Origin of the sequence: Flavobacterium sp. NG2 (assembly GCF_034119845.1) — a bacterium.
Taxonomy (GTDB): Bacteria; Bacteroidota; Bacteroidia; order Flavobacteriales; family Flavobacteriaceae; genus Flavobacterium.
The window spans coordinates 2,788,874-2,811,168 of record NZ_CP139420.1 but is presented as its reverse complement, the minus strand read 5'-3'; the positions used below and the strand labels follow the sequence as shown (position 1 = coordinate 2,811,168).

Genomic DNA, 22,295 nt, shown 5'->3' with positions numbered 1-22,295 from the left:
ATCGTAAGTTTACCCCCTGAATCTACAAGAAAACCCCATTGAAAACAAAAGCCTTATTCAACTGGAGTAGCGGAAAAGACTCTGCTCTAGCCTTATACAAAACATTACAAAATCCTGATATTGAAATTAGTTGTTTGTTGACGAGTGTTAACCAACAGTTTCAACGTATTTCTATGCATGGTGTACGTGTCGAATTGTTACACCAGCAAGCACAAAGCATCGGATTACCACTTGAAATCATGCAAATTCCAGAAATGCCAACGATGAAAGTTTATGAGGAAGTGATGTCAAAAACATTAACCAAACTTAAACAACAAGGAATTACCCATTCCATTTTTGGTGATATCTTTTTGGAAGATTTGCGTAAATACCGGGAAGACAAATTAGCAACAATGGGTTTCAAAGGACTATTCCCTTTATGGAAAATCCCAACAACCGATTTGATTCAGGAGTTTATTGCATTAGGATTTAAAACCATTGTAGTTTGTGTCAATGAAAAATACCTTGATAAAAGCTTTGTAGGTCGTGTTATTGATCAAGATTTCATCAATGACTTACCAGAAGGAGTTGATGTCTGTGGTGAAAATGGAGAATTTCACACCTTTACTTTTGATGGACCAATATTCTCAAAACCAGTAGCCTTTGAAATTGGAGAAGTCGTATATCGTAAATATGAAAAACCAAAAGACACAAAACCATCCAATACCGCTTGTGATACAAACGATACAACTGCTTATGATTTTGGTTTTTGGTATTGTGATTTGGTAGAAAAATAAACCACTATAGAATAAAAGAGCTATTTTAATTAGCTAGAGATTGAAAGGATTAAAAAGATTAATCTGTGTTAATCCTTTCAATCCGTGGCTAAAATTCCTAGAAACTAAACAGAAATCTATTTCACTTTTTTATAAAGCAATCCTGGACCATCACAAGCTGACCAAGAACCTGACAAGGACTTATCATCAGTAAAATAAAGAACTTCCTCGTGTTGCGAAATGCAACTGGCCACGATATCATTATCCTCTGGATAACGCAACATTAAGGTTACTTCATCAGCTAGTTTTCGAATGTAATAGGTACCCTGAGCTTCTTTTGTCCCACTATTAGTAGTTCTTCTTTTGGTAAAAGAACCATTTTTATTAAACTGATAACGCTCTTGCCATTCCATGTCCTGACCAGTGGTTTCAGAACCATGAAAAGAACCTGTCATTTGTACTAATTCCCAACTTCCTAAATAATAATCCTCAATCGCTTCATCGTCAGAATCACGTGAACAAGAGCAGGAAGTCATTAACAATACAAATCCAAATAATAATAGTAGTCGCTTCATGGGGTTTAGTTTCTAGATAGAGCTAGACATCATGAAAAGGTTGCGTTTGTTAGTCCATATTATTTTTATGGTTTGATTTACTCTAGGATATCATAAAATAAATCCTATTTTTGGAAAAGACTAACCAAAAAAAATAATTTATGGAAAACAAACTAGCTAATCCAGCTCCTTTAGGGTTAATGGGTTTCGGAATGACAACGATTTTACTAAATCTTCACAATTTTGGACTATTCCCTGTTAGCGCCGTCATTTTATCCATGGGGATATTCTATGGTGGAATTGCACAAATCATAGCTGGAATTTTATCGTTCCAAAGAGAAAAAACTTTCGCAGGAACCGCCTTTATCTCTTATGGTTTTTTCTGGCTTTCTCTAGTTGGCATTTGGCTTTTACCAGGTTTAGGTATCAAAGCAGCCGAAGAAACTCCCGCTACCTTCTTTGCTTGTTATCTAGGAATTTGGGGGATTTTCACTGGATTTATGTGGTGGGGAACTTGGGGCGGTAGCAAAGTGCAACAATTCGTTTTCCTATCCCTAACCCTATTGTTTTTTCTATTAACACTTAATAAAGTAACAGGAAACGAAACCATTGGAATCATTGCAGGTGGTCTAGGCGTTATTTGTGGCTCAAGCGCTATTTACTTGGCTATGGCCGAATTACTCGAAGAAGTTAAGAACGAAAAAGTACTTCCATATTAATATAATTTTCAGGAGCAGAACGATTTTGTTTTTAGGAAACTATGCTCCCGCTTTTCGTTGCAATCTTTTCCTTTTTTGAAAGAAAAAAGGAAAAGGATTTTCACTTCAATCGGGGCTGTTTACAACGATTATTACTTTTATTAAACCATAAAAAAAGCCTCGCTACTATTTTATTAACGAGGCTTTTATACTTTACAATGATATTTTTTCTAGCACCAATTTTATTTTAAAAATTAGTGTAATTTAATGCTTTTTTGAATTTGTGTAATTTGTGGTTAAAAAAACTACCGTTCTTCATACATTTTTAGCAACTGTGTAACCGTATTCCAGTTTCTAATCGTAGCCGACACATTTAGCTTCTTCTCAATATATTTCTGATCAAAGCGTGTTTTTCCTGCGCCTACAGCATATTTAATAAAAATTCGGTTACCATCAATCCTAGCTTCATCAGGTTTGAATTGACTAATTTTCAAATCATTTATATTTTCTGGCTTTAATTCGACCGAAACAAAAGCCACATACAATTTTTTAATATCCGCATCCTTTTCTTTTAAGAAAGGATTATTGGTAAAACAAGCTTCTAGATCCGCTTTATTGATAACAATCACAGGAACTTCATGACCAAAAACTTTGAAGATTTCCTGTTTGATTTGGAAACCAACCTTTGCTGCATTTTCTTCCTCCGTATCGACAAAAACATTTCCTGATTGAATATAGGTTTGTACATTCGTAAATCCAATTCCTTCCAAGGTTGTTTTCAAAACCTCCATTTTCATCATATTGTGACCTGAAACATTAATTCCACGTAGTAAAGCGAGATGCGTTGTCATTGTTGTCTGTTTATTTTTCAAAGATATTCGTTTAAAAATGAATTCCCAATTTTTATCTAATTACAAATAGTTCAAATCTATCAGTTTTTAAAAAGCCACGAATTCACGAATTTTTTAGTGTTTGATTTATAATGATTTCGAAACTTGATTAAATTAATATTCACAACATCTCCTTTTAATTCGTGAATTCGTGGCCAAATTAACACTTGCTTTTCCTTGAAGTAGATTGTTGTTGCATTTCCGAAATTAAAAACAAAAAACTATCTTCGCTTTACTATTAAAAATTCGTTTTTATCACTGCCTAATGAACAATCTCCTCCTTACTCCTATCGAATACCTTAAAGGCGTTGGCCCACATCGAGGGGAATTGTTTCGTAAGGAATTGGGAATTCATAAATACAGTGATTTAATCAATTTATACCCCAATCGATACATCGATAGAACCCGCTATTACAAAATCAACGAATTGCAAAATACCGTTGCAGAGGTTCAAATCATTGGGAAAATCATCCATCTTAAAACAGTAGAATTCGGTAAAAACCGAAAACGATTAGTTGCTACCTTTATTGATGATACGGGCAAAATGGAATTGGTTTGGTTTCAAGGTCACAAATGGATTCGGGAATCTTTAAAGTTGAATGAAGTGATTGTCATCTTTGGAAAATGCACTTCTTTTAGCGGCCAATTCAATATGGCGCATCCCGAAATTGAATTGCTCTCAGAACACCAACAAAGTTTGCGTTCGGCTATGCAACCTGTATATCCATCGACTGAAAAACTGACCAACAAAGGCATTACCAATCGGGTGGTAAATAAGTTGATGCAACAACTATTTCAAGAAACACAAGCCTTATTTTTAGAGACTTTACCCGATTACCTCACGCAAGAGTTGAAGTTAATTTCAAAGCGTGAAGCCTTGTTCAATATCCATTTCCCAACCAGTGCCGAAGCTTTGGCGAAAGCCCAATTTCGTTTAAAATTTGAAGAACTCTTTTATATTCAGATTCAGTTAATCCTGAAAAATCTGATTCAAAAACATAAAATCAAAGGACATCCTTTTACTTTAGTGGGTGACTTTTTCAATGATTTTTACCAAAACCATTTGCCTTTTGAACTCACAGGAGCACAAAAAAGAGTGATCAAAGAAATTAGAACCGACATGGGCAGCAACGCCCAAATGAACCGTTTACTACAAGGAGATGTAGGATCAGGAAAAACAATTGTGGCTTTTATGAGTATTTTATTAGCGATTGATAATGGCTTTCAAGCTTGTTTGATGGCACCAACTGAAATCTTAGCCAACCAGCATTTTATCGGACTTTCAGAACTCGCTAATAAACTGAATTTAAATATCAAAATACTAACAGGCTCAACCAAAACTTCAACTCGAAAAATCATACATGAAGAACTCGAAAACGGTAGATTACAAATCCTGATAGGAACACATGCCTTACTAGAAGACAAAGTAAAATTCCATAATCTCGGTCTTGCCGTAATTGACGAGCAACACCGTTTCGGAGTGGAACAACGTTCTAAACTATGGAAAAAGAATGCTATTCCACCCCACGTTTTAGTAATGACCGCTACGCCTATCCCTAGAACGTTGGCAATGAGTTTGTATGGCGATTTGGATATTTCTATCATTGATGAATTGCCTCCAGGACGTAAACCGATAAAAACCGTGCATCGATTTGACAGCAACCGCTTGAAAGTTTGGAAATTCATTCGGGACGAAATCGCTCTTGGGCGCCAAATTTACATTGTATATCCATTGATTCAAGAATCCGAAAAAATGGATTTCAAAGATTTGATGGACGGCTACGAAAGCATTTCAAGGGACTTCCCTCTCCCCGATTATGCTATTTCCATCCTCCACGGCAAAATGAAACCCGCTGATAAAGATGCCGAGATGAAACGCTTTGCCGAAGGAAAAACCAATATCATGGTCGCTACCACTGTAATTGAAGTAGGTGTAAACGTTCCAAATGCCTCTGTGATGATAATCGAAAGCGCTGAGCGTTTTGGACTCTCACAGCTCCACCAGTTGCGTGGCCGCGTAGGTCGTGGTGCCGAACAAAGTTATTGCATCCTAATGACTAGCCACAAACTAAGTTCAGACAGCCGCACCCGAATGGAAACGATGGTGCAAACCAACGACGGTTTTGAAATTGCCGAAGTCGACCTTAAACTCCGTGGTCCTGGCGATATGATGGGAACCCAACAAAGCGGGGTCCTCAATTTACAAATCGCTGATATCGTGAAAGACAAAGAAATCTTGTCACATGCCCGCTACCACGCACAAAAAATCCTTTCAACAGATGTAAGCCTAACCCAACCCGAAAACCAAATCATAAAGTCGATTTACTTGGAGTTGTCCAAGAAGAAAAATATATGGAATTATATTAGCTAGTTTTTTTAAACACAAAGGTCACTAAGGAAACACGGAGGACACAAAGTTATTTTAACAGCAAAGCGTGCTAAGGTTTCGCAAAGTTCAGTAAGATTTTTTAACACAAAGGTCACTAAGGAAGCACAGAGGACACAAAGTTATTTTAACAGCAAAGCGTGCTAAGGTTTCGCAAAGTGCAGTAAGCTTTTTTAAACACAAAGGTCACTGAGGAAGCACTAAAAGCACAAAGGTTTTTAAGCTAAATATTTGCTGTTTTTTTTTTAATTGATAGAAATGTAACTAAACTTATTTGAACTTAAACGCACTTAAAAGCTAAAGTTCACATTTACTTATATGACTTATATGTTTCAAAAATTTACCACACAGATTGCAAAATATCTAAATTGTTCTAAATTTTGCGTTTTTGGCTGTTTTTACTTCAATGACTTATATGTTTCAAAATTAAGCACATAGATTACCAACTCTTTTTTTGTGCCCTCCCTGCTTCCTCAGTGACCTTTGTGTTAACTCTCTTTCTTTTCAAAAACCGCTATATTTGTACTAAAAACTACATGATTTCATACAACCCCAAAGACTGGATCACCTTCATCTTCCGTTTTCACAAAGCCGATACCTTCCGACAATTATTTCCCTTGATGGTTTTGATTGGGGGCTACGCAGCGTCTGTGGGCTACCTCGAAATAGAATATTGGCATTTGCCTGATGACAGCCATGTCAAAAACATCTCTATGATGCACGGCATGTTGGGATTTGTGATTTCGTTATTGTTGGTTTTCAGGACCAATACCGCTTACGACCGTTGGTGGGAAGGCCGAAAATTATGGGGCGCTTTGGTCAACAACAGTCGTAATCTGGCTTTGAAGCTGAATGCGATTTTGGAAGACGACAAAGACAAAGCCTTTTTCCGCAAAATGATTCCGAGTTACGCCTCCATCCTCAACAAACATTTAAAAGACGAAGAAACTGGAAATCAACTGTCCGAAGAACTTGATTATCCGCTAGATCATCACACGCACCGCCCCAACCAAGTGGCCAAAATGATGTTTCAAAAAGTAAACGAACTTTACAAAAAACAAAAAATTACGGGTGACCAACTCATCATCATCAATAGCGAACTCCAATCTTTTACTGATATTTGTGGCGCTTGCGAACGCATCAAAAACACGCCCATCCCTTATTCTTACAGCGTATTCTTGAAGAAGTTTATCTTTTTCTACGTCATGACCCTGCCTTTTGGATACGTCTTTAATCTAGGCTACTATGTCGTTCCGGTGGTGGTTTTTATCTTTTACGTTTTGGCGAGTTTAGAATTAATTGCCGAAGAAATCGAAGAACCCTTCGGTCACGATGCCAACGATTTACCCACCCGAAAAATAGCCGAAAACATCAAAAAACATGTCGAGGAATTGATTTAGGAGCTATTCCCGTCATTCGTTACAAGGTATTTGGTTTCAAACCCTTTTTCTAGGCGTTGGCAGGAGCTTCCTGCGGTCGCTCTGCCACCACCAGAAAAAAGTGGTTTTCAACCTGCTTACGCTTTTCACTCCTACCGGGGCTAGGCGTTTTGTGAATTATTTTATGTCATTATGGTTAACCGTAAGGTTTTTGGTAAAGAAGGAATTATCTTTGAATAATGTTGATAACTGAAATGCTACTTGTAAGTATTTTTTAGGGATTATATTGTATGTTTGGGGAAAATAAAATCTGATGTTTATCAGACATGTCTACCCAAATATAGGTGTATATGTCTGACTATATCAGTAGTATATACAAGTTAGCGGGCATTGTAAAACGACACAACAACAAAAACACAAAGACAATGACAGAAATATTTATTACCGACATTGAAACCAAAATTCAAGCAAAACACGTTTTGGACTATTTCAAAACAAATAATCCTGATTTGAAAATTAACTACGACCTGAACGAAACGGAAAAATCATACCCTTGTGGACATACAGTCCTGAGAGTTGAAGGATATAAAATTGAAAGGCAGAGTATTTTGACTGCTTTACAAAAATTAGGACATAAATCTGAAATTTTGGAAGACAAGATTTGCGTATAAACAAAACAGACTATGACAGAATTTTGGGAACAAGCATTTCAGGACAAGCAAGAAATGTGGGGCTTAGAACCTGCGAAATCTACGGTTTTGACAAAGGACTTTTTTGTTGAACATAATGTAAAAAATGTTCTTATTCCAGGAATTGGCTACGGTCGAAATGCTCAAATTTTCATTGAAAACGAAATGACCGTTACTGGTATTGAGATTTCGCAGACAGCAATTGATTTGGCTAAAAATCATTTTGGAAACGAATTGAAAATTTATCACGGTTCGGTAACAGATATTCCTTTTGACGAAGAATTGTATGATGGAATATTTTGCTACGGTTTAATTTACTTGTTAGACAAAGATGAAAGAGCAAAACTTATCCAAGACTGCTTTAACCAATTGACCGAAGACGGTTTTATGATTTTTACGGCTATAACTAAGGATGCACAAACATATAGACAAGGGACACTAATTAGTAAAGACCGTTTTGAAATGTTTGGTGGAGTTAAAATCTTCTTTTATGACAAGCAAAGTATTGAAGAAGAATTTGACAAGTTTGGACTTTTTGAAGTAACCGAAGTGACGGAAAACTACCCATTTCACTTAATCAAATGCGGAAAAAGTAAAGCAAAATTACAACGTGAAAAAACAACGACCCGCTAATCGAGTAGACGGCTCCGCTAGAAACTAACGGAGTGCGCCTCTCACACCACCGAGCGTACGGGTCACGTACTCGGCGGTTCGCAAAACGGTGGATTAAGTTCGATGTAAACATCTGTCAAGGATTGATAGTCTTTTTGCCTTAGGCGTTTCAAAGTAATGGTTGAACCTAAAATAGGACTCTGCGCAATTGCCCAACCGCCTTTACGAGTGCGACTAAATGCATAAGCATGGTCTTGGTCAATTCCTAATCGTATGAGATTCTTTCTCTTTCTATCAGGTTTCTTCCAATCATTCCCATCTGGTGCTCGTTTTTAACGAGTACCTACTTAAATTGAAAAACAAATCGTAGCGTTTGCAACGCGGTAACTTTACCCCACGCTGGCACACACAAAGAAATAACATAAAGTATATTAAACAAAAGAGAACTTATTCCCCTGAATACAAATACTCTTATTATGATTTACATCACACAACTCATTTACGTAATTGAAGGACAGGAAGAAGTTTTTCATCAATTTGAAAATATTGCCATTCCAACAATACTAAAATACAACGGCAGACTTACCTTAAGAATTAGACCTACTGAGGATTCTATAATTGAACTAAACATTGAGCAACCTTATGAAATTCATCTTGTTGAATTTAATACTCAAGAAGACTTCGATAATTTCAAAAATGACGAAGAGCGAAAAAAATTCTTGTACCTAAAAGAAAAGTCTATCAAATCCACAATTATGATTCAAGGGGTAAAATTGAACTAAAAAACAGCCTGATTTTCCCCTATAACACAACTATCATCCCCCAAACACCAATAAAATTAGGATTTCAACGACCTTGGAAAGGTCAAATGTTTATAGAAAAAATAATCATCCACATATTCGACCCCAACGGGGTCGTACAAATACCAATAAAATAACCGTTTCTATAAACATTGAAATCCGTTGGATTTCCTTCTTCTTATTGAGCATATGCTCACACTACCAAAAAAGAATCGATTACCAAAGTCTGTTTCCTTTTTTGCTGATATCTAGAATAATTTACTAGTTGACACAAAAGTTAAGCTTTTCCTATATTCTTGGAAATTTTAAATAGGAGCTTTAAATTTGAATTAATCGCTGTTTAAACTTGTAGTCACCTACACAATTAGAGCGAAATCCTATCAATAAAAAGCTAAAAATGAGACTACCATTCATCACAACAATACTCCTAACAACACTATCCTTGACTTCTTGTAAAGAAACAGCTAAAACCGAAAACGAAGATTCAATAACAGAAACAGTTGAAAAAAACACTGACAATATAGTAACCAATACGGCTACTGATAAAGATGGTAAAAAACTTGAAATGTCATTCAACATTACAAAAGATATAGCTGTACTTCATTTTGAAGGGGAAACTATTGAACTAGTAGGACAAAAACCAGCTTCTGGAATTTGGTACAAAAACGACACCTATGAATTAAGAGGAAAAGGCCAAGAAATTACACTGACTAAAGACGGTCAAACTGTTTTTAAAAACTAAGTTTACTCAGACTCTCTGTCGAATGCGGCAAACTCTTGTGCAGTAATAGCAGGTATAGACCGCAGGACGACTCGTATTTAAAAACAACATTTTCGCTCCAAAAAACAGCCCTTAAAGACCTCAATACTTTTTACAAAATGGCATAAAAAAAAGGAGCAAATTGCTCCTTTTTTACTAATCTTGTTTATTGATTATTTCAAATCAAAGCTTGATTTAGAAACCAATACATCTTTATCAAAAACATTTACAAAATAAGTTCCTTTTGCAAAATCCTTACCTGGTAAGTTTTCAGAAACATGAACTGTTTTGTTTTCGTATTTAACAGTTGTTGCAAAACTGTATGACAATGATTTATCACCAAAGTTTTGAGTTTTCTTATCACCCAATACATTGTTTTTACTATCAATTACTTGAACATAATAAGTCTTATCACCTGATTTAGCGATTTGGTTTTCAGCAATTGTAAAGCTAATTTTCAACATATCAGCTCTAGACGCTTTATCTGTTTCAACTTGCTTCTCAGTACTTCTTAAAAGACCTGGATTTCTAACAATATAAGCTGATGACTTTAAGTTCAATACCGTCAATTTCGCTCCTTTTTCAACTGTTTTTGCTAATTCATCATTTTGGCTTACTAATACTTCGTTTGTTTTTTTAGCCTCAACTAAAACAACTCTAGTACTATCACGTTGAACCGTTAATTTTGTGTTTTGTTTTTTCAAACCTTCGTTTTCAGCCATCAAAGCTTTCATATTACTTTGCAAAGCTAAATACTGAGTTTTGTATTTTGAAACATCCCCTTTTGACCTACTTAAATCAGACATTAAGCTTACAACTTTATCTCTTTCTTTAATTAACTCATCAGACATTGATGTGTTTTCTGCTATTGCCGCATCATAAGTAGTTTTTAAATCTTGTAAATCTTTCATTACTGAATCTTTTTCAGTAGTTGTAGTTTTCAATTCTGTTTTTACAGTCTCTACATCTGACGAAATTTTAAAGATATATACCAAGCTACCTACTAATAAAATTGCTAATACTGCAATAACTGCTTTCAGACTTGAATTACTTTGTTGATTTTCCATTTTTTAGTTGTTTTCTAATTGTTAGTTTTTCTACTGGTTTAATAATTTTCCAAATTTAATGAATAAATATTCAACTAATAACGTTAGTTAGCACATTTATATTATTTTTGAGAAAAAAAATTCATGGAAAACCTTTTACCATTCACATCGAAAGACCTTGCAAAGGTTACAAATCATAGAAGTGGTGAAATAAAATTTGGCGAAAAAATGATTACTGTTCCTTCTGGAGCAGACTCAATTTCATTTTTAAAAGCATGTGAAGCCAAATATGTCCTTCTAGGGATTCCAGAAGATGTGGGGATTCAAGCTAATTTTGGAAGACCTGGAGCTGCATCTGCTTGGAAAACGGCCATTAAAAGCATTGCTAATATTCAGCACAATCGTTTTAGTAAAGGAAATCAAATCATCGTACTGGGTGAAGTTGATGTTCGAGAACAAATGAAAGAGGCCGAAGGATTGAATTTTAACAATATAGACGATCGCTTAAAACTTAGTCAATTAGTCGAAAAAATAGACAAAGAAGTTTCTCATATTATATTCAACATCATCAAATCAGGTAAAATTCCGATTATCATCGGTGGCGGACATAATAACGCTTACGGTAATATTAAAGGAGCGGCACTTGCCAAAGGAAAACCTGTAAATGCCATTAACTTTGATGCTCATTCTGATTTTCGAATTTTAGAAGGACGTCATAGTGGTAACGGTTTTTCTTATGCTTATCAAGAAGGTTTTTTAAAGAAATACTTCATTTTTGGGTTACACGAAAACTACACTTCAAAAAGTGTTTTGGATATCATCAAAAAAACAGACGAAAGGGTACGTTACAATACCTACGATAGCATCAAAATTAGAACCGAGAAAAATTTCTATCAAGAAATGGTGGCTTCTCACGAATTCATTAAAACCGATGCTTATGGTATTGAAATCGACCTAGATGCTATTCCAAATATTGCGAGTAGTGCCATGACCGTAAGTGGTTTTTCTGTTGAAGAACTGCGTCAGTTTGTTTCTTTTTTTGGAAAACATAAAAATGCAACTTATATGCATATTTGTGAAGGTGCACCCGATTTAGGCGAAGAAAAAAACAACCATTTAATAGGAAAGTTAATCGGCTATTTAGTAACTGATTTTATTAAAACTAACCAATAATCATTTGTTGACAACGATAATTTATTCGAGCATAAAACAGCCTATTTATAAGGAATAGATAAATAACACTATCTTTGCAAGACTATCCCTGTACTTATTACAGGATATTTAATACCAAAAATATGTTATTCGAAGAATTATCACTTTCAAAAAGTATCCAAAAAGCCATTTACGAAGAAGGCTATACAACCCCTACTCCTATCCAAGAACAATCCATTCCGCTGATTTTAGCTGGAAATGATTTAATTGGTTGTGCTCAAACGGGAACAGGAAAAACTGGAGCATTTGCAATCCCTATCATACATCAATTACACCGTATTGTTGGCTCATCCAAAAAAGCAAAACAAATACGTGCCTTAGTCGTTACTCCTACTCGCGAACTTGCGGTTCAAATTGGCCAAAGTTTTGACACCTATGCAAAATACACCAACTTAACCCAGTTGACCATCTTTGGTGGAGTTTCTCAAAACCCACAGGTAGATGCCCTCAAAAAAGGGATCGATATTTTGATTGCCACACCTGGTAGGCTATTAGATTTACACAAACAAGGATTCATTGATTTAGACCATTTACATGTCTTAGTATTAGATGAGGCAGACCAAATGCTTGACATGGGCTTTGTAAATGACGTGAAGAAAATTGTCAAATTGACTCCTAAAAACAGACAAACACTATTTTTCTCTGCTACGATGCCTATTGCTATACGTGAATTAGCCGAAATGTTTTTGACCAATCCTGAAACCGTTACTGTTTCTCCAGTATCTTCTACTGCTGAGAATGTAGAACAACGTATTTATTATGTTGAAAAAGGCGAAAAACGAAATTTATTGTACCATTTGATTAAAAATGAAAATCTAACAGATGTGTTGGTTTTCTCAAGAACCAAACACGGTGCAGATAATGTGGTTAAAGCTTTACGCAAAAAAGATATTCCTGCCGAGGCAATTCACGGAGACAAATCTCAAAACGCTAGACAACGCGTTCTAGATGCTTTTAAAAACAAAGAAGTAGGTGTACTAGTAGCTACTGATATAGCTGCACGTGGAATTGACATAGATCAATTACCAGTGGTTATTAATTTTGATTTGCCTAATATTCCTGAAACTTATGTACATCGAATTGGAAGAACTGGACGTGCCGGAAACGGTGGTGTTGCCATTTCTTTTTGTGGTAAAGACGAGCATGGATACTGGAAAGACATTCAAAAATTAATTAAAGTAGATGTAAAAACCATTAGTGACCATCCTTATCCATGGCATTCTGGAAATCCAGAAACAGCCCCAGGTGGTTCTACAAAACCCAAAAATTCAAACCGAAGTGGTGAACGTCATAAATCTAGAAAATCAGCTAATTCAAAACAGAATAAAAAACGTTGGTATTAATATTAATTGAAATTGATATCTATTAAATTTCAATATTTAAAACCAATATTTCTCAAAAAAATAAAACCGAGCCATTTAGCTCGGTTTTTTTATTCTTAAATAGTGTCAGTCCTAAATAGTTCACCCGACAGGTTTTTGAAACCTGTCGGGTGTAACACCAGTAAATAAAAAACCGAGCTATTTCTAGCTCAATTTAATCTTAATACTTATTTTACTTCTTCGAATTCAACATCTTCATTATTTTTCTTCTTGAGCTTCCTTTTTTTATTTATTTATAATTTGTAAACAATTAATTACTTTTATACTATTATTCATTTTATATGTACTAAAAAATATAAACCAAACCCGAAAGGTTTCAAAAATCTGACGGGTTAAATATCAAGAAAAATATGCAATTAATTGAAAAACTTGAATTCGGAATGTACTATCATATTTATAATAGAGGAATCAACAATGAAAATTTATTTAAAGAAAATAGAAATCAAGATTATTTTTTACAATTGTATGCAAAACATATTGATCCCATTGCTGAAACATACGCTTGGTGTTTATTAAAAAATCACTTTCATTTATTGGTGCGCATTAAATCATTGGAAGAAATGGTTCTACTTCAAGAATCATTTGAACTAAAAAAAATCATTCCACCCCACCAATCTTTTGGAAATTTATTTAATGCTTATACAAAATCAATCAACAAAAGTTTTAATAGACACGGGGCTTTATTTGAGCGACCGTTTAAACGGAAACAAGTTAATAATGAAAAGTATTTACAAAACATTATAAAATACATCCATTATAATCCTGTCAATCATGGATTTTGCGAACATCCCATTGAATATCCATGGAGCTCCTATTTATCTTGTATCTCAAATAAACCAACAAAATTACAACGCGGAAAAACAATTTCTTTTTTTGAAAATATTGATAACTTTAAAGCAATTCATAGTCAAAATGGAGAATTCAATGATATAGATTGGTTTTGATATAAAAAAACTAAACCCGACAGGTTTTTTTATTCTTAAATAGTATCAGTCCTAAATAGTACACCCGACAGGTTTTTGAATATAAGTAAAAAATCCGAGCCATTTAGCTCGGATTTTTATTCTTATTATTGTCAGCCCTAAATGTTACACCCGACAGGTTTTTAAAACCTGTCGGGTGTAACACATGTAAACAAAAAAACCGAGCCATTTCTAGCTCGGTTTTCTATTATTGTATGTAAAGACGTGATGCATCGCATCTCTACAAAATACTTATTTTACTTCTTCGAATTCAACGTCTTCAACGTTATCTCCTTGAGTTTGTTCTCCTTGTGGTTGAGCACCACCTTGAGCTTGTTCTCCTTGAGCATACATTGCTTCAGTAGCTTTTTTCCAAGCTGCATTGATGTTATCTAAAGCAGTTTGAATAGCTGGTAAGTCTTGAGATTGATGAGCCATTCTCAATTCAGTTAAAGCGTACTCAACAGCAACTTTATCATCATCAGAAAGTTTATCTCCTAACTCTTTCAATTGAGATTCAGTTTGGAAGATCATTCCATCAGCTTCGTTTAATTTCTCAGCTCTTTCTTTAGCTATTTTATCAGACTCAGCGTTAGCTTCAGCATCTTTTTTCATTTTTTCGATTTCTTCAGCAGTTAATCCAGAAGAAGCTTCGATACGAATGTCATGAGATTTACCTGTTCCTTTGTCAGTTGCAGAAACTTTGATGATACCATTAGCATCAATATCAAAAGTTACTTCAATTTGAGGAACTCCTCTTGGTGCTGGTGGAATACCATCTAAATGGAAACGACCGATAGTTTTGTTATCAGCAGCCATTGCTCTAGCTCCTTGCAATACGTGAATTTCAACAGATGGTTGAGAATCAGCAGCAGTAGAGAAAACTTGAGATTTTTTAGTTGGGATAGTTGTGTTAGACTCAATTAAAGTAGTCATTACACCACCCATAGTTTCGATACCTAAAGATAAAGGAGTTACGTCAAGTAACAATACATCTTTTACATCTCCAGAAAGTACACCACCTTGGATAGCAGCTCCAATAGCTACAACCTCATCAGGGTTAACTCCTTTAGACGCTTTTTTACCGAAGAATTTTTCAACTTCTTCAACAATTCTTGGGATACGAGTAGAACCACCTACTAAGATTACTTGGTCGATATCTGAAGTAGATAAACCAGCATCTTTCAAGGCTTGAGCTACAGGAGCCATAGAACGTTTTACTAATGAATCAGCTAATTTCTCAAATTGAGAACGAGATAATTTTTTCACTAAGTGTTTTGGTCCAGAAGCAGTAGCAGTTACGTATGGTAAGTTGATTTCTGTTTCAGCAGATGATGACAACTCAATTTTAGCTTTTTCAGCAGCTTCTTTGATACGTTGTAATGACATTGGGTCTAAACGTAAGTCAATACCTTCTTCAGCATTAAATTCGTCAGCTAACCAGTCAATGATAACTTGGTCAAAATCGTCACCTCCTAAGTGAGTATCTCCATTTGTAGATAATACTTCGAAAACTCCGTCTCCTAATTCAAGAACAGAAATATCAAAAGTACCTCCACCTAAATCGTAAACAGCAATTTTTTGATCAGTTCCTTTTTTATCTAATCCGTAAGCTAATGCCGCAGCAGTAGGCTCATTGATGATACGCATTACTTTAAGTCCTGCAATTTCACCAGCTTCTTTAGTAGCTTGACGTTGTGCATCGTTAAAGTAAGCAGGAACAGTAATAACCGCTTCAGTTACTGTTTGACCTAAATAGTCTTCAGCAGTTTTTTTCATTTTTTGAAGTGTCATAGCTGACAATTCTTGAGCAGTATATAAACGACCGTCAATATCCACACGTGGCGTATTGTTATCTCCTTTTACTACTGAATAAGGAACTCTTTTAGCTTCAGCTGAAATCTCACCGAAAGAATGTCCCATAAAACGTTTGATAGAAGCAATAGTCTTAGTTGGATTAGTTACTGCTTGTCTTTTTGCAGGATCCCCTACCTTAATTTCTCCACCTTCTACAAAAGCAATGATAGATGGCGTTGTTCTTTTTCCTTCTGCATTAGGAATTACAACTGCTTCATTACCTTCCATTACAGAAACACAAGAGTTTGTAGTACCTAAATCAATTCCGATTATTTTACCCATTTTTATTATATTTAATTTTATTATATATTCGTTTTATAACTTGGTCACTTTAAAGCAATCATTGTGCCAAGCAAAATCCGCTTAAAAAAATGGCAGTTTTTGTTAAAATGGCGGAAAATAATATGACAAACTGACACTGACCCCAAACTGTCATAACCTATTACCAACCTCATTTAGTTTCCTAAACTTAAAAAAATACCCCACAAACTCCATTTTTTAATTTACCAAAACAAAACAACATAATATAACATTCATTTAAGCTTTAATTTATAGTTTCGAAAATACTAAAGAATTAAAATAATTGTGTAAATTTGAAAATACACCTCCCATCTATTAAATTCTAAAATTAGCTAAACCGCACTTACTTTATAAATACACCCCTTACATTAATTATTAACTTAAAAAAGTACTATATGGAATCGACTATACAATTTGTACATGCTGAAACGAACAAAACTGCCGAACATGTTATAATAAAAAAACTGGACGCATTGACTAAACATTTTGATTGGGTTATACGTGCAGGTGTTATTTTTAAGGAAGAAAAAGACTCTCATGGAAAAGGCAAAATTTGTGAAGTCACGTTGAGCTGTCCAGGACCACGAATATTTGCATCCTCTAATGAAACTTCGTTTGAAATTGCCGCTGCAGAAACAATGGCGGATATCGAAACGCAATTAAACAAACGTAAAAGCGAAATGAAAACACATTAACAATCTTCTTTTTATTGTACCGACCACATCATTAATCGTTTCATTTTAAAACTTTTAGTAAAAAATAATAATCAACAGACAAAATGAACTTCATTAATCTTTACAGAACAATGAAGTTCATTTCTTATTAGAATTAGGTTAACATTAAATTATTTGATTAATTTTACATCCAAAATAAAACTCTTTTAGCCCAAATTTCATCTAGGGTTTAATCCTAAATAAATCAGAATGTCTGTAGCAAAAAAAGATTACAAAAGAATAACTACCAAGTCATTAATTGACATGAAAGTTCATGGAGAAAAAATCTCTATGCTTACAGCCTACGATTACACCATGGCGAAAATTGTTGACACCGCTGGTGTTGACGTTATCCTTGTAGGTGATTCTGCTTCAAATGTGATGGCAGGTCACGAAACAACATTACCAATCACCTTAGACCAAATGATATACCACGCTTCTTCTGTAGTGCGAGCTATCGAAAGAGCTTTAGTAGTCGTTGATTTACCTTTTGGTAGTTATCAATCTGACCCTAAAGAAGCCTTGCGTTCTGCTATCAGAATCATGAAAGAAAGCGGTGGACATGCAGTTAAATTAGAAGGTGGAAAGGAAATAAAAGAATCAATCAAAAAAATTCTTAATGCCGGAATACCGGTTATGGGACATTTAGGTCTTACACCGCAGTCCATATACAAATTTGGAACCTATACTGTTCGTGCCAAAGAAGAACAAGAAGCTGAAAAACTGATTAGCGACGCCAAATTATTAGAAAAAATAGGTTGTTTTGCTATTGTTTTAGAAAAAATACCTGCACACCTTGCAGAACAAGTAGCTAAAAGTATTTCGATTCCTGTCATAGGAATTGGAGCGGGTGGAAATGTTGACGGACAGGTACTCGTTATTCACGATATGCTAGGAATGAACAATGAATTTAGTCCTCGTTTTTTACGTCGCTACATGAACCTTTATGAAGGCATGACAACTGCCATCAGTCAGTATGTGACAGATGTAAAATCACTAGATTTTCCTAACGAAAAAGAACAATATTAAATTTAGATATCTAGAATAATTAGATTTTTTAGACTTATGGACTTTAACCAAAACTCATACGATGCATCAATTTAAAGAACTTTTAATTTGGAAAAAAAGCAGAATATTTTGTGTAGAGATTTATTGTATTACTGCAACTTTTCCCAGTGATAAAAAATTTGGAATAACATCCCAATTAAGAAGAGCATCCGTATCTATTCCATCAAATATTGCAGAAGGATCTTCTAGAAGTTCTAATAAAGATTTTTTAAGATTTTTAGAAATTGCTATTGGTTCCTGCTACGAAATTGAAACACAACTTTTAATTTCTTCTGATTTAGGCTTTATAAACTATAAAGATCTCGATTCCTTAACTGTTAAATTGGATGAAATCGTCAAAATGACTTCAAAATTTAGATCCAGTCTAAAAATCGAAGAAGTCTAAAATCTAAGAAGTCCCTATGAAAATAGTATCAACCAAAGACAACTTACAAGTCATCCACGAAGACAATCACATCATTGTCATCAACAAAAGAGTTGGTGATATTGTACAAGGTGATAAAACAGGTGATAAACCCTTATCTGAAGTTGTAAAAGAATATATTAAAGATAAATACAACAAGCCGGGTGAAGTTTTCCTCGGTGTTGTTCATCGCCTAGACAGACCTACCACCGGAATCGTAGTTTTTGCACGTACAAGCAAAGCCCTTACTCGTCTAAACGAATTATTTAAAAATAGAGAAACTCAAAAAACCTATTGGGCCGTTGTAAAAAACAAACCTCCAAAAAATCAAGACAAACTGGTTCATTACTTAAAGCGAAATGAAAAGAACAACAGCTCAAAGGCACATCTAAAAGAGGTTCCCGACAGTAAAGTTGCAAGTTTAGACTATACAATCATCAAAGAGTTGAACAACTATTTTGCTTTAGAAATCAATTTACATACTGGTAGACACCATCAAATACGAGCGCAGCTTGCAGCTATTGGCTCTCCTATTAAAGGAGATTTAAAATATGGCTTTGACAGAAGCAATCCTGATGGTGGAATTCACTTGCATGCCAGAAAATTAATCTTCATTCATCCTGTAAGTAAAGAAAATATAACTTTAATTGCACAAACTCCTAATGAAATCATTTGGAATGCTATTTAATTTTTACATATATTTACCTTACAAAAATTAATTACCCCAAACATTTATTATTAAATCACTTCTTATGAAAAAAAATCTTCTATTATTTTTAGGTTTATGCTCGCTGAATGCTGTAGCTCAAGACCATTTTTCAGGATTAAAAAACTCGAACAAAATTGGAATTCTAAGTGCTAGCACCAATCCTGCAGAACTTTCAAACCTAGGTTCAAAGTATGATATTAATGTTTTTTCATTTAGTATCAGTTCCTCAAATAACAAAGTAGGTTTCAAAGATTTAATCAATTCGGATAGTGATCTAGAAGAATTAATCTTCACTGGAAACGAACCTATAAACTTGCGTATCGATTCTGAAATTTATGGTCCTGGATTCGCAATGAAACTTAACAAATGGGCTTTTGGAGTTACTTCTAAAGCATATATCAAAGCCAACTTTATTGATCTTGACTCTCAACTAGGAAAAGCTATTATTGATGGGAATGATGGAAATATTTTAAGTTCTGTAGCTTTAAAAAGTGACTACAATCAGCGTATGAATGCTACCACTTGGGGTGAACTTGGTTTTACAGTGGCTAGAAACATCTTCGAAAATGAAAAACACAAATTTAATGGTGGAGTTGCCTTAAAATTATTATTCCCAGGTTCGTATGCCAACTTTGGTATCGACAAATTCCAAGGAAATATAGATTATGCGGTGACTACGGCTTATTTGAACGATATAAACACAAAATTAAATATCGCCTATTCAGGAAACTTAACGGGTAGCTTCTCCGATTCTGACAACTACACTAAATCTGTTTTTGGTAAACTAAATGGTGTTGCAGCTGATTTTGGTGTAAACTACCAATTTAAAGACCAAGACGGTTATAAAGTTAATGCAGGTATGGCTGTTAAAAACATTGGTTCAATGACTTTTAAAGACCCTGAAAATTCATCTACCAATTACGCCTTTGTGATTCCTAAAGGGACATTAGGTAACCCTGGACTTGACTTAAGTTCTTTTGAAAATGTAGAAAGTTTAAAAGAAGCTGAAACAGTTTTAAAAAACAAAGGTTACTTGACGACAACTAAAGCTGAATCTGATATTAAAGTAAAATTACCAACAATATTTTCTGCTTACGCTGATGTAAAAGTGGTATCAAAACTTTATGTTTCATTATACACCCAACAAAAAATAGGTAACGATAATGATAACGACCAAATTACTACTCAAAATGTAATATCAGTAACTCCTCGTTTCTCATTAAACAATTTTGAAGTTTATTCTCCTTGGGCTAAAAATGAAATTTCAGGAACTACTGGAGGATTCGGATTACGTCTTTATGGATTCTATATTGGATCGAGCTCAATTGTTACAGCCTTAACTAGCGACACTAAACAAGCCGATTTCTATATGGGATATCGTTTAGGATTACGTTAATACGTAACATTAGAAAAGTACTTTTAAAAGTATTATTTTTCTATACCTCCGAAGTTTTTTTTATTTGAATATCCAAATAAAAAACTTCGGAGGTTTTTTTTCTATCTCGTTTCGTCTTAAATTTTCATTATTATTATTTTAAAATTCAACTTACCTTTGGACATCAAACAAAATCATTCTTTCATGGACATGAGTAACGAAAAAAAAGTAAGCGAGGCCATAGAATACAGACGCTCCATAAGAGTATTTAAAAAAGAAAATATTGATACTGATAAAGTAAAAGAATGCATTCGACTTGCTTCACTCGCACCAACAAGCAGTAATATGCAACTTTGGGAATTTTACCACATTGTTTCTCCTGCTATTTTGTCCCAAATTAGCACTGTCAGTTTTAACCAAAACGCAGCAAAAACGGCCAATCAAATGATAGTAGTCGTAGCAAGAAAAGATTTATGGAAAAAAAGAATACAGTCTAATATTCAATTTTTAAAAAACCTTTATGGAAATAAACCTAAATCGGAATATACAAAAAGAGAAAAAGCTTCATTACATTATTACAAAAAAATAGTTCCCACACTCTATTTTGATTTTATTGGAATCCTAGGCGCATTAAAGTTTTTGCGTTACCAAATCATCGGTCTCTTCAAACCTACGTACAGACAATCCAGACGAAGTGATATGCGAGTGGTTGCTCAAAAAAGTGCAGCTCTAGCCGCTCAAAACTTCATGATAAGTATGGCTTCTATAGGTTATGACACCTGTCCAATGGAAGGTTTTGACTCTTTAAGAGTAAAAAAAATACTCGGGCTGGGCTCTGGCTCTGAAATAAATATGATCATTGCCTGTGGTATCCGTGAAGAAAATGGCGTGTATGGAGAACGCTTCCGAATTCCAATCGAAGAAATTTATTTCAAAATATAACAACCTTTAAGAATAAAAATTAAATCAACTTATGAATCAAGCCCAAAATCGAATAGAAAGCATAAAAGAAAACGGATATACACTAGAATTCGAAAATGTTTTCAACCTCGTTTTCGAAAATTATAAAAAAATAGCTATATATGCTGGTTTAATAATATTTGTATTTTCCGTTTTATTCTTTGCCACTGTTTTCATTTCTTTATCGGCATACTTCGGCATGGAAACTATAACCGATATGCTAAAACCTGAAAATTTAAAACCTGAAAATCTTTCTAAAGAGTTTATTTTAATATATTCGGGATGTGCAATTATATTTACCTGTCTTATCAGTCCGTTTACTGCAGGTTTTTTAAAAATGGCCTATTGTGCTGATAAAGACCAAGAATTTCCTATTAGCGCTTTATTCCAATATTACAAATTATCTTATTTTATTGAGTTATTCATCGCAACATTCTTTATTACCATTTTTAACACTGGAATAACAAACGCCCTTGATCTTGCTGGTCTTCCCATCGTAGGATCAATAATTACTATGCTTGTTTCCTTTTACACACTTTTAACTATTCCGCTTATTATTTTTGGTAAATTAAAAGCCTTAGAAGCTATAAGAACTAGTATTATGATAATATCAAAACAACCTTTGGTTATACTAAGTTTAGTAGCTGTCTCTATGGTAGCTGCCATTGTTGGTTTGATTGTATTTTGTATTGGGGTTCTCTTTACAATACCATTTCTATACTCTTTATATTACATACTTTATAAAGAAATCATTGGATTTGAAGAAATAGAATAAAAATGCATTT

22 protein-coding genes and 1 pseudogene are annotated in these 22,295 nt (G+C 34.4%); 18 read left to right on the top strand and 5 right to left on the bottom strand.

The window, feature by feature from the left end:
* The first annotated feature begins 38 nt into the window (after positions 1-38).
* Positions 39-776, top strand: a complete 738-nt coding sequence (locus tag SLW70_RS11635) for a diphthine--ammonia ligase (protein ID WP_320888567.1) — start codon at positions 39-41, stop codon at positions 774-776.
* A 116-nt stretch (positions 777-892) separates the two neighbouring features.
* Here the strand turns inward: SLW70_RS11635 and SLW70_RS11630 are convergent, their stop codons facing one another.
* Positions 893-1,330, bottom strand: a complete 438-nt coding sequence (locus SLW70_RS11630; RefSeq protein WP_320888566.1) for a hypothetical protein — start codon at positions 1,328-1,330, stop codon at positions 893-895.
* Positions 1,331-1,470: 140 nt separating this feature from the next.
* Between SLW70_RS11630 and SLW70_RS11625 the strand changes: the two genes are divergently transcribed.
* A complete protein-coding gene (locus tag SLW70_RS11625) occupies positions 1,471-2,028 on the top strand; it encodes an acetate uptake transporter (RefSeq protein WP_320888565.1) in 558 nt (185 codons plus the stop codon).
* A gap of 284 nt (positions 2,029-2,312) precedes the next feature.
* On the opposite strand, the gene SLW70_RS11620 is transcribed toward SLW70_RS11625, so the two are convergent.
* Positions 2,313-2,858, bottom strand: a complete 546-nt coding sequence (locus tag SLW70_RS11620; protein ID WP_320888564.1) for a DUF1697 domain-containing protein — start codon at positions 2,856-2,858, stop codon at positions 2,313-2,315.
* A 304-nt stretch (positions 2,859-3,162) separates the two neighbouring features.
* Between SLW70_RS11620 and recG the strand changes: the two genes are divergently transcribed.
* The 4 genes from recG to SLW70_RS11600 all read left to right on the top strand — a co-directional run bounded on the left by recG (position 3,163) and on the right by SLW70_RS11600 (position 7,984).
* Positions 3,163-5,268, top strand: coding sequence for an ATP-dependent DNA helicase RecG (recG, locus tag SLW70_RS11615; RefSeq protein ID WP_320888563.1), 2,106 nt, complete (start codon positions 3,163-3,165; stop codon positions 5,266-5,268).
* A 551-nt stretch (positions 5,269-5,819) separates the two neighbouring features.
* Positions 5,820-6,683, top strand: a complete 864-nt coding sequence (locus SLW70_RS11610; RefSeq protein ID WP_320888561.1) for a bestrophin family protein — start codon at positions 5,820-5,822, stop codon at positions 6,681-6,683.
* A gap of 404 nt (positions 6,684-7,087) precedes the next feature.
* A complete protein-coding gene (locus SLW70_RS11605; protein ID WP_320888560.1) occupies positions 7,088-7,333 on the top strand; it encodes a hypothetical protein in 246 nt (81 codons plus the stop codon).
* 12 nt (positions 7,334-7,345) lie between these two features.
* Entirely contained in the window at positions 7,346-7,984 is a 639-nt protein-coding gene (locus tag SLW70_RS11600; protein ID WP_320888559.1) for a class I SAM-dependent methyltransferase, read from the top strand.
* A 62-nt stretch (positions 7,985-8,046) separates the two neighbouring features.
* On the opposite strand, the pseudogene SLW70_RS11595 reads toward SLW70_RS11600, so the two are convergent.
* A pseudogene (locus SLW70_RS11595) lies at positions 8,047-8,271 on the bottom strand (group II intron reverse transcriptase/maturase); the annotation flags it as partial.
* 168 nt (positions 8,272-8,439) lie between these two features.
* Here SLW70_RS11595 and SLW70_RS11590 point away from each other — a divergent pair.
* The gene (locus tag SLW70_RS11590; RefSeq protein WP_320888558.1) at positions 8,440-8,745 is read left to right on the top strand and encodes a hypothetical protein; all 306 of its coding nucleotides are present in this window, start codon (positions 8,440-8,442) and stop codon (positions 8,743-8,745) included.
* Between the two features lie 415 nt (positions 8,746-9,160).
* Positions 9,161-9,505, top strand: coding sequence for an MliC family protein (locus SLW70_RS11585; RefSeq protein ID WP_320888557.1), 345 nt, complete (start codon positions 9,161-9,163; stop codon positions 9,503-9,505).
* Positions 9,506-9,696: 191 nt separating this feature from the next.
* On the opposite strand, the gene SLW70_RS11580 is transcribed toward SLW70_RS11585, so the two are convergent.
* Positions 9,697-10,590 carry a hypothetical protein gene (locus SLW70_RS11580; protein WP_320888556.1) on the bottom strand — a complete coding sequence of 298 codons (894 nt, stop codon included), beginning with the start codon at positions 10,588-10,590 and terminating at the stop codon, positions 9,697-9,699.
* Between the two features lie 123 nt (positions 10,591-10,713).
* Between SLW70_RS11580 and SLW70_RS11575 the strand changes: the two genes are divergently transcribed.
* The 3 genes from SLW70_RS11575 to SLW70_RS11565 all read left to right on the top strand — a co-directional run bounded on the left by SLW70_RS11575 (position 10,714) and on the right by SLW70_RS11565 (position 14,107).
* Positions 10,714-11,742, top strand: a complete 1,029-nt coding sequence (locus SLW70_RS11575) for a formimidoylglutamase (RefSeq protein ID WP_320888555.1) — start codon at positions 10,714-10,716, stop codon at positions 11,740-11,742.
* A 122-nt stretch (positions 11,743-11,864) separates the two neighbouring features.
* The gene (locus SLW70_RS11570) at positions 11,865-13,124 is read left to right on the top strand and encodes a DEAD/DEAH box helicase (RefSeq protein ID WP_320888554.1); all 1,260 of its coding nucleotides are present in this window, start codon (positions 11,865-11,867) and stop codon (positions 13,122-13,124) included.
* Between the two features lie 419 nt (positions 13,125-13,543).
* On the top strand, positions 13,544-14,107 hold the full coding sequence (locus tag SLW70_RS11565; protein WP_320888553.1) for a hypothetical protein: 564 nt from the start codon (positions 13,544-13,546) through the stop codon (positions 14,105-14,107).
* A 270-nt stretch (positions 14,108-14,377) separates the two neighbouring features.
* Here the strand turns inward: SLW70_RS11565 and dnaK are convergent, their stop codons facing one another.
* A complete protein-coding gene (gene dnaK, locus SLW70_RS11560; protein ID WP_320888552.1) occupies positions 14,378-16,264 on the bottom strand; it encodes a molecular chaperone DnaK in 1,887 nt (628 codons plus the stop codon).
* 413 nt (positions 16,265-16,677) lie between these two features.
* Here dnaK and SLW70_RS11555 point away from each other — a divergent pair, with 413 nt between their 5' ends.
* The 7 genes from SLW70_RS11555 (at position 16,678) to SLW70_RS11525 (ending at position 22,285) form a co-directional block, all read left to right on the top strand.
* Positions 16,678-16,977, top strand: coding sequence for an HPF/RaiA family ribosome-associated protein (locus SLW70_RS11555; protein ID WP_320888551.1), 300 nt, complete (start codon positions 16,678-16,680; stop codon positions 16,975-16,977).
* 228 nt (positions 16,978-17,205) lie between these two features.
* Positions 17,206-18,024 (top strand): 3-methyl-2-oxobutanoate hydroxymethyltransferase, encoded by an 819-nt coding sequence (panB, locus tag SLW70_RS11550; RefSeq protein WP_320888550.1) that lies wholly within the window; start codon positions 17,206-17,208, stop codon positions 18,022-18,024.
* Positions 18,025-18,085: 61 nt separating this feature from the next.
* Complete coding sequence (locus SLW70_RS11545) at positions 18,086-18,448, top strand: four helix bundle protein (RefSeq protein WP_320888548.1); 363 nt, start codon at positions 18,086-18,088, stop codon at positions 18,446-18,448.
* A 16-nt stretch (positions 18,449-18,464) separates the two neighbouring features.
* Positions 18,465-19,154: an RNA pseudouridine synthase gene (locus SLW70_RS11540; RefSeq protein ID WP_320888547.1), complete on the top strand. Its 690-nt coding sequence runs from the start codon at positions 18,465-18,467 to the stop codon at positions 19,152-19,154.
* 64 nt (positions 19,155-19,218) lie between these two features.
* Entirely contained in the window at positions 19,219-20,571 is a 1,353-nt protein-coding gene (locus SLW70_RS11535; protein ID WP_320888546.1) for a hypothetical protein, read from the top strand.
* A 156-nt stretch (positions 20,572-20,727) separates the two neighbouring features.
* A complete protein-coding gene (locus SLW70_RS11530) occupies positions 20,728-21,492 on the top strand; it encodes a nitroreductase family protein (protein WP_320888545.1) in 765 nt (254 codons plus the stop codon).
* A 31-nt stretch (positions 21,493-21,523) separates the two neighbouring features.
* Positions 21,524-22,285 carry a hypothetical protein gene (locus SLW70_RS11525; protein ID WP_320888544.1) on the top strand — a complete coding sequence of 254 codons (762 nt, stop codon included), beginning with the start codon at positions 21,524-21,526 and terminating at the stop codon, positions 22,283-22,285.
* Positions 22,286-22,295: the final 10 nt, after the last annotated feature.